This is a genomic window from Natronosalvus halobius (assembly GCF_024138145.1).
GTDB lineage: Archaea > Halobacteriota > Halobacteria > Halobacteriales > Natrialbaceae > Natronosalvus > Natronosalvus halobius.
On sequence record NZ_CP099997.1, the window covers coordinates 2,481,634 to 2,494,274 of the forward strand.

Here is a 12,641-nt window from a genome sequence, read left to right on the forward strand (position 1 = left end):
GCCTGCCGTTAAGCGGCCCTGTAGCGCTTTATAATGAAAAGGGTGTCTCGTATTAGTGGACGTACGGTCGTACCCGATCGTCGTTTCGATCGGTCGGCTCGGCCGTGCGTGATCATCCGATTCGCGAGATCACGATCACCGATACCGAAGCCGGAAACGAAATCGATCATCAACCAGCTCCGAAGGACCGAAGATATGACGGCACCCACCTCTCAGATCGATGTTGCCCCGTCCGGGGTCGTGCGTTCCCGGGCCGACACTGGAGAGTCGACCGATTCGACTCCCCAGCCAGCGCCTGCGAACGTACGGTCGACAGACGACAGCGCCACCGACCGTGGTTCCACAGCACGCTCCGAGTCGGTGTGTGCGTCTCGTCCCGACGTCGTCAGTCGTCCATCGCCGTCCCGTGACTGCGACTACCGCACGCACGGAATTGGGCTGTCGGCGGGGATGGCGGCTATCGGTAACGGGGCACCCGCGGTCGCGTTCGTGAACTGGTTCACGAACCGGCCCGCGTCGGACTGGGATATGGTTCTGGTGACCGTGCTCTCGCTGCTCGTCGGTGGTCTCGTCGGTATTCGTCTCGCGTACGTCCTGTCTGCTCGAGAGATTAGCGTCACCCTGGGGGGTTCACTCTCGGACCCGGCGGGCGACGAACCGACGGACGACCAGCATAGCACCGGGCACGAGTTCCACCACGCCGTCTCGGCTTCCACTCCTTCGTTGCTCCTGAGCGACGAGGGAGAAGTGATCAAACTGCTCATGCAGAACGACGGAACGCTCCGTCAACACCAGATCGCATCGGAAACGGGATGGTCGAAGTCGAAGGTAAGTCGCATTCTCTCCGATATGCACGACGAGGGAGTGATAGAGAAGATCTCGATCGGTCGTGAGAATCACATCACGCTGGTTCCGGAGGCACAACAAGAATAACAGACAGCGCGTCTGTGCGGCGTATCGATCGCCGTTTTGTAATTGAAATCGCACCACCACCGCAATCGCACCACCACCGCAATCGCACCACCACCGCAATCGCACCACCAGTACACATCACGACTGGGTGCTCCGGTCCAGCGTTTTCTCGGTACACGTCGAACGAACCGCCGAGACGATTCGGGATCGACTTCCATTCTTTCGATGCGTCGTCCTGGCTGCGTTCCGCTACTGGCGTGGCCCACAGTATCACCGGAGAGAGCTTCGGCACCACCTGGACCCATCTGCTGGTCGTCCCTCAAACGATGAGAACGTCTCGTATTTCCTCGTCCTCACGAAAGGGGTCGAGGAGAAACCCGAAGCGGATCCACCAGGTGTCCCGCCCGTCGGCGCAGGCCGACGGGCTCGAGAACGCACTCGAGACCCCGACCAATCTCGACGAACGCGTCCGTCAGGTCACTCGGCGATCAGGCTGCGAGGCGGCGGGGATTGTCCGGTGAGCCGACCCCAATTCGTCGGTGGTGCTCTCGATAACTCGGTACTGTAATGGTTGTTCGAAGGAATATCGATCGTCAGCCACCCGTCTGACGACTCGTCGGGGAACCGAGCCCTGAACAAGATCGGCAGCTTGAGGGGTTCAGCCCATTGATACCGGCACCACTAATCAGTAAAAAGTACGTTCGTATCCTGTGAAACGGTTTTAACAGGGGAATATGAGGGGCCGGAATGCGTCTTACCTGAGGTATAGTAATACCGTCATTCCGTCTGGTGAACGAGTAGATGCCCACCCGCCAGCTGGCGGAGCAATCACGGGTACCACACATCCATGATACGAACTAGCCGCCATCTACGCACCGCTGTCTCGACGAGCACGACCACGGAAACCGACACAGTGGTCCGGTCGACCGCTGGTCGATCGTCTCGTTCGTCCGTCACGGCACCGCCAACCGCGGCGTCTGCTCCAGAGGTGAGCGGCTAATGTGTGGAATCATCGCGCGAGTTGGTCACGACGACGCGACCGAGACGCTCCTCTCGTCGCTCGAGAACCTCGAGTACCGCGGCTACGACTCCGCCGGAATCGCCGTCCAGAACGGCTCCGGCGTGAAGGTCCACAAGTGCTCGGGAGAGGTCGCCGACCTCAAGTCCCGTCTCCAGACGAAACCCAGCGGGAATATCGGAATCGGGCACACCCGCTGGAGTACCCACGGACCGCCGACGGACGCGAACGCCCACCCCCACACAGACACCGCGGGTGACGTCGCCGTCGTTCACAACGGCGTCATCGAGAACTACGACGAACTCAGGGACGAACTCCAGGCGAAGGGCCACGAGTTCAAGAGCGACACCGACACCGAGGTCATCCCCCACCTGATCGACGAGTACCGGGCCGAGGCCCCCGACACGGAGACGGCCGTTCGCCGCGCCGTCTCGACGCTCGAGGGGAGCTACGCGATCGCCGCCATCGTCGACGGCGAAGAAGCCGTATACGCCGCCCGAAAGGGCTCTCCGCTCGTCCTCGGGCTCGACTCCAACGAGTGGTACCTCGCGAGCGACGTCCCCGCGTTCCTGGATCACACCGACGAGGTGATCTACCTCGAGGACGGCGATGTCGTCGTGCTCGACCCCGACAACTACTGGATCACCGACCTCGAGGGAACCCCCGTCGAGCGCTCGGTCGATACCGTCGAGTGGGACCCCGAAGACGCCGGCAAAGGCGAGTACGACCACTACATGCTCAAGGAGATTCACAACCAGCCGACCTCGCTCGCCAACACCATCGAGGGACGAGTCGACGACGGCGAGGTCGTCCTGGAGGACCTCCCCGCGGGGACGTTCTCCGAGGTCGAGTACGTCCAGTTCGTCGCCTGCGGAACCTCCTACCACGCGGCGGTCTACGGTACCCAACAGCTCCGCAAGGCGGGGATCCGGACGGAAGTCATCCGTGCAAGCGAGTACGACTCGACTGCGGGGCCGGTCTGTGAGCGAACCCTGACGATCGCCGTCACCCAGAGCGGCGAGACAGCCGACACGCTCGAGGCGCTCCGCAGCGCCGACGAACAGGGGGCGCGAACGCTCGCCGTCACCAACGTCGTCGGGTCGACGGCGGCACGAACTGCCGACGACGCGCTGTACATCCGGGCGGGGCCGGAAGTCGGCGTCGCCGCGACGAAGACGTTCTCCTCGCAGGCGGTCACGCTGACCCTGCTCGGCCAGCGACTCGCCGCTGACGTAACGTCGGCTACGCCCCGGGACGACCAGGCCGAACTCCTGGAGGACCTCGAGCGGCTTCCGGACCAGGTCGAGACGCTCCTCGAGTCGACCGATGCGGAGCGACTGGCGGCAGCGTACGTCGACAGCCCGTCGTACTTCTTCATCGGGAACGACCTGGGCCATCCGGTGGCGCTCGAGGGCGCCCTGAAGTTCAAGGAGATCACCTACGAGCACGCGGAAGGGTTCGCCTCGGGCGAACTCAAGCACGGGCCGCTCGCGCTCGTGACCGACGAGACGCCGATCTTCGCCACCTGTACGGGGGCGAACGACGAGAAGACCAAGACGAACGCGATCGAGGCCCAGAGTCGCGGCGCACCGATCGTCGCCGTCGGCCCCGAGGAGAACCCGCTGACTGACGTCGCCGACGTTCAACTCGAAATCCCTGAGACCCACCCCGTCTGGGCGGGCCTGCTGGCGACGGTACAGCTCCAGCTGGTGTCGTACCACGCAGCGAATCAACTCGGGCGGCCGATTGACAAGCCACGGAACCTCGCGAAGAGCGTCACGGTCGAATAGTCTCTCTCGGCCCTTTCTCTCCACCCACTCGACGTTGCACTCAGTACCACTACTAACAGTCATCGAACCCACAGCAAGGAACCGTCGACGAGCACCGCTCACAGCGATCGTACGGCTCGAGTCGCGAGCGGCTTAGTAGCCGTATAATGAAAGGCTGACGGTCGATACGGTGAGTATGGACACAGCCGTCTCGAGTTCGCGCTCGAGTCACAATCGACCGACACCCCAGAGGTAAGAACCATGGAAAATTACGACCAACAGACGAACGAGACGCGATCGATCCACACCGGCGTACAGCTGTTACTCGTCTTCATCGGCGTCGCCTTCCTCGTCGCCGGGCTGGTACTCGCCGCAGGTGGGTCGAGCCTCATCGGATCGGATGGTCCAGTTGGCGGGCTCGCACCGTGGGATTCGGGCTCTTCGGGCGACGATGACGAATTCCAGCAACCCTCCGAGGACGGGGATTCCGACGGAAGTGACGACTCGAGCGGTGATAGTGATGGCGATGGCGGCGAGCAGACCGAAGATGGGTCGGACGGTGACGAGACGGATACCGACGGCGGTGGCGACAGTGGTGATGGCGAAGATGGCGATGGTGGAGACGGTGATGGCGGAGACAGTGATGGCGGAGACAGTGATGGCGGAGACAGTGATGGCGGAGACAGTGATGGCGGAGACAGTGATGGCGGAGACAGTGATGATAGTGATAGTACCGATGGCAGTGACGGAAGCGATGACGACGGTAGTAGCGACGACGGCAGCAGCGGTGACGATGGGAGTGATGACGGCAGCGACGATGGCAGTGACGGCGACGACGGTGATAACAACGACAGCGACGACGGGAGTGACGGCGACACGTCGACACTCAGCATCATCGTCGAAGACGACGACGGCAACGCGATCGAAGGCGCTACCGTCCAGGTCGAGGACGACGGGATGATCTTCGGATACAGCGAGGAGAAATCGACCGACGGAAACGGATTCGCGGAGTTCGAGCTCGAGGACGGCGAGTACGAAGTCACCGTGACCGCGGACGGCTACGAGGGCGCCCAGACCACCATCGAGATGTCCGGCGACGACGAGATGCTCATCGCCACGCTCCAGGAGTCTGGCGATAGCGACGGAGGCGACGACAACGAGACGACCGACGACAACGAGACCGACGGCTAACGCCAGATAGCTGCGGCCCCAGAATCCGACCGCGCTCGATCGGCTTTTTTTGTACGGGTTCGATCACTTCCGACACTCGACGAGTACGTTGCCAGCTCGAGAGGCGGCGCTCGAGGGCTCCACGTCGGGAGATTCCAGGAATTATCACCGCTCATTAGCCGCCAACGCCCAGGTGTCAGGCGTTCCGCCCCAGTTCAGCGAGCAAGTGACCGACGTGAATGCGATCGCTCGCTCCTTCGGTCATCTCGAACTCGACATCCGCCGCGAGGCGGTGCATCCGCGCGAGCGCCTCACCCTGGTAGCGCTTTCTGGCGACGGTCAGGATTTCCTCGAGGACCTCCCCACCGTCGAGTCCCTCGTCGACGAGCAACTCGTCGAGCGTCGACCGGGCGTCGGTGAACGCGCCCGCCTCGGCGTCGTCGAGCATGGACTCGACCTCGTCGCCGTAGCCGACGGTCCCAATCGTCTCGTAGGCCGTCGACATCGTGAGTTCGCCCTCGGTTTCGACGGTCGTCTGAGCCGCCAGGATCGCCCGCCGGAGATTGCCGTCGGCGTAGCCCGCGACGAACTCGAGGCCGTCCCAGTCGTAGTCGACGTCTTCAGCCTCGACGATCCGCTCCAGGACGGCGACCGTTTCCTCGCTCGAGGGGGCGCGCATCGAGACGGGGAAACACCGCGAGCGGATCGGTGGGATGAGCTTCGTGGGCTGGCGCGTCGCGAGGACGAACTGGGTCGTCCGGTGGTGCTGTTCCATGATCCGGCGCAGCGCCTGCTGAAAGTCTTCGCGAACGGCCTCGGCGTTGTCCAGGAGGACAGTCTTGTACGATCCCGAGACAGGAGCGTAGCTCGCCGATTCCTTGAGGACGTGGTTGATCATGTCGCGTTTGGACATCGACGAGCGGCCGGTCAGGAAGTGTGCGAACCGAGGGTCGTTCTTGATTTCGGTCTTCGTCCGCCCGAAGAAGTCCGCGACGTTGATGATGATCAGGTCGTTGTCCGCAGTACCGCTGGACCCCGTTCGGCGTTCCCCGGAGTCATTCGTAGCCGACTCCGGGACCCCGTGCGCCGCCGCCGCGAGTGCCTTCGTTGCCGCCGTCTTCCCACTTCCGGGCGGGCCCTGCAGAATGAGGTTGATCGGCTCCTCGACGGCGCGCTCGAGGTACGCGCGGGCGTCGTCTTGGGGCAACTCCTCGAGGGTCGGCGCGTACGTTTCCGTCCACAGCGGCGCGTCCATCGCCTGTTCGTAGGGAGGGGCGAGGTAAGAATCGGTCGGTTAGCGAGCGGTTTGCGGCCAGCGGTTCGCAATCAGCATTCCAACGTCACCCCTCCTGGATCTGGTCGTCGTCCGACGGGAGCGCTGCCCGAATTCGATCGCCGTCGATCACGATTGCATCGGCGTTCGGGAACCCCTCTTCCTCGTCGTACTCGTCCGGTTCGCCCGAGTAGAGCACGACGAACAGGGTTTCGTCGCCTTCGGCCTCGAACTCGAGAGTGACGTTCTCGTGGGTCCCAGCGGAGAGGTTCTCGCTGATCCCGCGAACGGCCTGCGACTCGTTTTCGACGGTCAGGAACCCGTCTTCGGGAAGCGTGACGTTGACGGTCGCCGTCGACTCGTTCGCCTCGAGTAGCGCGAGTTCGGGGGGCGTGTCGTACTGGATGGTGAGCGTGTCGAGTTGGCCGTGGTCGGTCGTGTAGATGCCGATCGTTCGGTCTCCGGGGTCGAGCCGCGCCGTCTCGAGTTCGAAGCTGACGGTGGTGGTCTCCTCGGCCTCGAGAGCGATGATCTTTCGCTCGAGTACCTCGCCATCGACACGAATCTCGACGCGCTGACGATTCTCGACGTCCCTTGGGTTGCGGATTTCAGCCTCTACGGTGACCGTCTCGTTGGTCGTCGCCGTCGTCGGCAGCGAGAGCGACTCTACCTGGAACGAGTCGGTTGGGGTGTCGCCCTCGCGCTCGCTCAGGGTGACGCTCGCGGTATCGGAGACCGGAAGGTCGTTTTCGGTGTACGGACGATCCTCCTGGCCGTCGCTCTCCTCGAACGTGTAGGTCCCTTCGTCCGCCGTGTCCTGGTGGACCGTCGCCGTGAGTTGCCCGACGAGGTCGCCGCCGTCCTCATCGGTCTGCTCGATCGTGACGTTCTCGTGTGAGCCGGAATCGAGGCGATCGGAGACCGCGACCGTCTCGCCGGCGCTGTTCGTGATGACGATGAATCCCCCGTCTGAGAGCGTGACCGACTCGACCTCGACGCCCGAGCCGTTGGTCGTCTGATCGGGGAACGTGATCGATGCCTCGGGTTCCTCTTCGACGCCGAACAACGCCGGCGCCTGGCCGACGGCGAGTCCGGCGGCGAGGACGACGGCGATAGCGACCAGTAACGCGAGCAGCAGTTTGGCCGTTCCGAGGGTGAGGTTCGAACTCATCGAAGCTTCGGGTACGTTGTCCTACGAGACACACACGGTAAAATGACCGGTTCGTTCCCGTCGACTTGTCGGTGTAGTCGTCGAATACCGGGTCGGTCAGTGACGGCGAATCCATTACCTCGATGTCGGACGCGTCGACGGTCGAATTTGGATTCGAAGCGGGTTTAGCCCCAGCGGACGGATCACGGACCAATGACACTGTGCGTGACGTTCCTGGGGACGAGCGGGGCGATTCCGACGACCGGTCGGAACCCGAGCAGCCTCTTCGTCGCCCGCGAGGGCGAGCAGTTCCTGTTCGACGCCGGCGAGGGGACCCAGCGCCAGATGATGCGCTTTGGGACCGGGTTCTCAGTTTCTCACCTGTTCGTCACGCACACCCACGGCGACCACGTCCTCGGGATTCCAGGCCTCCTCCAGACGATGGCGTTCAACGACCGCGAGGAGCCGCTGGCTATTCACTGCCCGCGTGGGACGCGCCGTCACCTTCGGTCGCTCGTCACCCTCCTCGGCAATCGACCCTCGTTTCCGGTCCGCATCAACGAGGTCGACGGCGGTGACGTCGTCTACCGCGGCGGCGACTACGAGGTACGGGCGTTCGACACCGACCACGACACCCGATCGGTCGGCTACGCGCTGGTCGAGGACGATCGAAAGGGACGCTTCGACCGCGAGCGAGCCGAGGAACTCGGCGTCCCCGTCGGCCCCGCCTTTTCGCGACTCCACGAGGGCGAGCCGGTCGAACTCGAGGACGGCGCCGTCGTCCGGCCCGAACAGGTCGTCGGCGAGCCACGTCCTGGTCGGTCGCTCGTCTACACGGGCGACACGCGCCCCACCGAGGCGACCCTCGAGGTCGCCGACGACCCCGACCTGCTGATTCACGACGCGACGTTCGCCGACGACTGGGCCGACCGGGCCGACCACACGGCTCACTCGACGGCGCGCCAGGCCGGCCGGGTCGCCAGCCGGGCCGGGGCGAAACGGCTCGCGCTGGTCCACATCTCCTCGCGGTACGCCGGCCGACCGACGTCTCACCTCGCAGAGGCCCGCGAGGCGTTCGACGGCGATCCGGAGGTCGTTTCAATTCCCGACGACGGCGGCTCCATCGATGTTCCGTATCCGGACGAGTGAGGCGGTGCTCGAGAAGCGACGAGTCGACCATGCGAGGCGACGAGCGAGGGCGTTTCGTCCAGCAGATGGCGGGAAGCGTTCGGCTACTAACAAGCGCATAAACCAAACATATCGAAAAGCCGACCGGACCTTAACGAGACGGTAGTCGAATTTAGACTCAGTTCATCGACTTTACGTTCGTAATTGCTATATAACTCATCGTCGACCGGCCGATATGGTGAGTACGCAGTGTTAGAGTACATCAAACCCTTCACCGACATCGTCTTTCCGGCGGTGTACATCCTGTTCTTCATCGGGACGATCGGCGTTCTGGCGTTCGCCAACAGATCCATCGCGAAAAAGGTCTGGTTGGCGTGTTTTTTCGCCCTGTTGGTGGCGGTGACGGTCGTCGGGATGACCGTCATGCCCGTCGTCGAGATGCACAAGTACTCCCAGCCGAACAGCGACGAGATGACCTACTACGAGGTCCGAATCGTCGACTCAGCGGGGAACGAAATCGAGCTCGACGATCGTGCTACGCCGCCGATGACTGGCTCGCGGACGTCGTCTGTGGGCCAGAAGATGGCCTACCAGTACGACGATGAGGAACGCATGGAGATGGGTAGATTCTACATCGAGAAGGTGAACAGGTATCGAGCGACGATCGAATCGGGCGGTCCCCCGATCTATACGGCGCTGGAACCGCCACGCTACGTCGACGACCAGCAGTGGACCGCCGAGCAACTCAAGAACTACGAAGAGTTCGAGTCAGTCCGTATCTACGAGCGAACCATAGTCGTTAACGAGGATAACGATGCAGTCGAGCGCAACGAGGAAACGCACCTCGTGACGATCGACATCGCTAACGAGACCGTTACCGAAAACGAGACTGCAATCGAGGGTGAGCAGGCATGAGCGCGTTCGTCAACTACTTCGACGACGACACCCGATCGACCCCGATCAACCTCGCCGTCGTTCGCGTGCTCCTCGGATCGTGGGTGCTCTGGCGAATGCTCTCGCTCGACTGGGACTTCTACGGCGAGTGGCCCCGGCACTTCAACCCGCCAATCGCCTACCTCCATCAGGACGTCTTCTTCACCCTGCTGCCGTACCTGCAGTGGGTCCTCGCAGGGTTGCTGGTCCTGTTCATCGTCGGGTACAAGACCCGGTGGTCGGGCGGTCTCGCCAGCCTCCTGATGATGCACATGCTGGCAGTCAAGTCGACCATCTACCTCGCGGGGACCATCGAGTCGCTGTTCGCCTGTGCGTACATGATTCTCCTGTTCGCACTGTTCTGCGAGGACGACGTGCTGTCGGTCGATACCGTGATTCGAACGAAAGACAGGTCGATCGATCAATTAAATACGTTCCTGAAAGAAGGGAGTGACGAAACGCATCGGGCGCGCGCCCTGAAGTGGGGGTTGCTCACCGTCGGCCTGCTCTACCTCGGGTCCGCCTGGGGCAAGTTCATGAACGGGCCGATCGACATCTGGCTCTCCGGCGCCGACCTTCAACGGGACATCCTGCGCAACCAGGAGATGACCGGTATGGTACGGCCGCTCGCCCAGCCCATCCTCGAGTACGACGCGCTGGCCTGGATCGGTTTCCTCGGTACCGGCCTGGTCCAGGCGTCGCTCATCGTCGTGGTTCTGCTGGGGCTGCCGATCACGCTGTCCGCGCTCGGCCTGATTGGGTTCCACCTCTCCGTAGTCGCGACGCTGGGCCTGTACTTCATCGACATGATCCTCGTCCTCTCGCTGTTCGCCGCCTGGGACGTGGCCTACCGCTGGCTCGCCGCGGATGCGGACGACCGCGTCACGCTGGTCTACGACGAGCGCTGTTACTTCTGCGCCCGGAGCCTCTATCTCTTCAAGCACCTCGACGTCAACGACTCGGTTCGGTTTCGCTCGCAGTCGGACGCGCCGCGAGAACTCGTCGACCGCGACGGCGTCGACCTCGACGAAGAGATGTACCTGTTCCGCGACGGTGAGGCCTACGGCGGCTACGAGGCATTCCGCCAGCTGTTCAAGCAGTTCCGGGTCTTTGCCCCGATCGTCCTCCTGATGGCGCTCCCGCCGGTCAGGATGGTCGGCAACCGCGTGTACGCCTACATCGCGCGCAACCGGAGTCGCCACTTCGTCTGCAGCATCGACGCCGAGCAGTCCTGAGACGTTTTTCGCCTCCGCGTCGGATTTATACGTCGTTCTGCCCTATACTGCGCCGTGAGTACGCGAACGAACGCACTCGACGCGGTCGTCTTCGGCGTCGACGTTCAGAGCGGTGACGTTCGCGGCGACGCACCCTCCTACGCACTCGTCGTCTACGACGGCGACGAGGACGGCCTCGAGCGAGACGTCGTCTCCCACCGGAAACTGCGCCGCCTGATCGCCGACATCGAGCCAGCCATCGTCGCGACCGACAATATGTACGAACTGGCCGCGGACAAGGATCAGTTGATCCACTTTCTCGGCTCGCTCCCCGCCGGGACCAAACTCGTCCAGGTGACCGGCGACGAACGCCCCGAGTCCCTCTCGCGGGTCGCGAAGCGCCACGGCGTCCCCTACGGCAAGGAGCCCATGAAGGAAGCCGAGGCCGCGGCCCGCCTGGCGGCCCACAGTGTCGGCTACGAGGTGTCGGCCTTTACCGACACCACGGAGGTCAAAGTCTCCAGAGGTCGCTCGACCGGCAAGGGCGGCTGGAGCGCCGACCGCTATACCCGACGGATTCACGGCTCGGTCAAGCGCCGCGCCCGCGAAGTCGAGAGTGCCCTCGAGGACGCCGGCCTCGACTTCGAACGCGAGGTCCGGGAAGCCTACGGCGGGTTCGCCAACGCCGTTTTTACCGTCGATGCCCGCCCCCAGGACATTCCGGTGTCGAACGAGCGCTCGGGCGACGTGCGCGTCGAGATCGAACGGGAGCGACGCGACGGCATCGAGTTTCGCCCGCTCGCGAAGCGCCGCGATCACGTCGTCGTCGGCGTCGACCCCGGGACGACCACCGCGGTCGCCATCGTCGGTCTCCAGGGCGAGGTGCTCGACGTCTGGAGTTCGCGAACGAACACCATGGCCGACGTGATCGAGTGGATCGTCGAGCGCGGCCGCCCGGTGATCGTCGCCGCGGACGTGACGCCGATGCCCGAAACCGTCGAGAAGATCCGCCGGAGCTTCAACGCGGCGGGCTGGACGCCCCAGCGAGACCTGCCGGTCGACGAGAAACAGCACCGCACGGCGGACGAACCCTACGACGACGACCACCAGCGCGACGCGATGGCCGCCGCCCTCTACGCCGTCGACGCCCACGAGGACCAGTTCGAGCGCATCGCCCGCAAACTCCCCGCCGGGATCGATCGCGGCGAGGTGACCGCCCGGGTCGTCGCGGACGGCGAGACCGTCGAGACCGTCCTCGAAGACCTGACCGAGGACGAAGAGAGCGACGAGGAGGAGCGCGAGCACCAGCCTCGAGAGCTGACGGCCGAGGAACGGCGCATCCGCGACCTCGAGCGCCAGGTCGAGCGCCTCGAGGGCCACGTCGAGACCCTCGAGGGTCGGATCGAGGATCGGGACGACCAGATCGAGGACCTCGAGGCGGAACTCGCCGTTACCCGCCGGGAGGAGCGCCGCCAGATCCGCAAGGAGCGGGAAGTGAGTCGACTCGAGCGCAAGGCCGACCGCCTCGAGAGCGAGCGCGACGAGGCCCGCGAGGAGGTCGACGCCCTCGAGGAGAAAGTCGAGCGGATGAAGACCCTCTGGAAGCTCGATCACTCGAACTTCGCGGACGTTTCCGAGAAGAAGGCCGGCCTCGTCCCCGTGAAGGTGATCGAGAAGTTCACGAAGGGGGCGATCAGGGCGGCCGAGGAGGCCTACGGCATCGCGCCCGGCGACGTGGTCTACGTGCGCGACGCCAGCGGCGCGGGGCGCTCGACCGCGGAGCTCCTGGCGAGTTTCGAGCCGCGAGTCGTGCTGAAGAACGGCAACCTCTCGGAGATCGCCGACGCCATCCTCTTCGACCGCGAGATTCCGGTCGGCCCCGGCGACGACGTGGCGATGCAGGAAGTGGACGAGCTGGCCGTGGCCCGCGAATCGGATGTCGAGGCGGTCATCGAGGACTGGCACGACCGGGCGCTCGAACGCAAGCGCGACCAGAAGGCGGAGATGGTCGATCAGCTGATCAGCGAGCACCGGGCGGGCGATAACGAGGTCTGACCGGATTCGGCGTGTCTTT

General features: G+C 63.9%; 9 protein-coding genes. 7 read left to right on the forward strand and 2 right to left on the reverse strand.

The window, feature by feature from the left end; genetic code table 11:
• The first annotated feature begins 195 nt into the window (after nucleotides 1-195).
• From NGM15_RS12150 to NGM15_RS12160, 3 genes are all read left to right on the forward strand, one after another.
• A complete protein-coding gene (locus tag NGM15_RS12150) occupies nucleotides 196-933 on the forward strand; it encodes a helix-turn-helix transcriptional regulator (protein ID WP_253431282.1) in 738 nt (245 codons plus the stop codon).
• A 978-nt stretch (nucleotides 934-1,911) separates the two neighbouring features.
• A complete protein-coding gene (glmS, locus tag NGM15_RS12155) occupies nucleotides 1,912-3,720 on the forward strand; it encodes a glutamine--fructose-6-phosphate transaminase (isomerizing) (protein WP_253431284.1) in 1,809 nt (602 codons plus the stop codon).
• A gap of 240 nt (nucleotides 3,721-3,960) precedes the next feature.
• Entirely contained in the window at nucleotides 3,961-4,890 is a 930-nt protein-coding gene (locus NGM15_RS12160) for a carboxypeptidase-like regulatory domain-containing protein (protein ID WP_253431287.1), read from the forward strand.
• 175 nt (nucleotides 4,891-5,065) lie between these two features.
• Here the strand turns inward: NGM15_RS12160 and NGM15_RS12165 are convergent, their stop codons facing one another.
• Both NGM15_RS12165 and NGM15_RS12170 read right to left on the reverse strand, forming a co-directional pair.
• Nucleotides 5,066-6,124: an AAA family ATPase gene (locus tag NGM15_RS12165; protein ID WP_253431290.1), complete on the reverse strand. Its 1,059-nt coding sequence runs from the start codon at nucleotides 6,122-6,124 to the stop codon at nucleotides 5,066-5,068.
• A gap of 85 nt (nucleotides 6,125-6,209) precedes the next feature.
• Nucleotides 6,210-7,313 carry a DUF7282 domain-containing protein gene (locus NGM15_RS12170; protein WP_253431293.1) on the reverse strand — a complete coding sequence of 368 codons (1,104 nt, stop codon included), beginning with the start codon at nucleotides 7,311-7,313 and terminating at the stop codon, nucleotides 6,210-6,212.
• A gap of 192 nt (nucleotides 7,314-7,505) precedes the next feature.
• On the opposite strand from NGM15_RS12170, the gene rnz reads away from it, so the two are divergent.
• The 4 genes from rnz (at nucleotide 7,506) to NGM15_RS12190 (ending at nucleotide 12,622) form a co-directional block, all read left to right on the forward strand.
• Nucleotides 7,506-8,441: a ribonuclease Z gene (gene rnz, locus NGM15_RS12175; RefSeq protein ID WP_253431296.1), complete on the forward strand. Its 936-nt coding sequence runs from the start codon at nucleotides 7,506-7,508 to the stop codon at nucleotides 8,439-8,441.
• 228 nt (nucleotides 8,442-8,669) lie between these two features.
• On the forward strand, nucleotides 8,670-9,335 hold the full coding sequence (locus NGM15_RS12180) for a hypothetical protein (RefSeq protein ID WP_253431298.1): 666 nt from the start codon (nucleotides 8,670-8,672) through the stop codon (nucleotides 9,333-9,335).
• Entirely contained in the window at nucleotides 9,332-10,588 is a 1,257-nt protein-coding gene (locus NGM15_RS12185) for a thiol-disulfide oxidoreductase DCC family protein (protein ID WP_253431300.1), read from the forward strand. Before NGM15_RS12180 ends, NGM15_RS12185 begins: the two co-directional genes overlap by 4 nt.
• Nucleotides 10,589-10,642: 54 nt before the next feature.
• Nucleotides 10,643-12,622 (forward strand): DUF460 domain-containing protein, encoded by a 1,980-nt coding sequence (locus NGM15_RS12190; RefSeq protein ID WP_253431302.1) that lies wholly within the window; start codon nucleotides 10,643-10,645, stop codon nucleotides 12,620-12,622.
• Nucleotides 12,623-12,641: the final 19 nt, after the last annotated feature.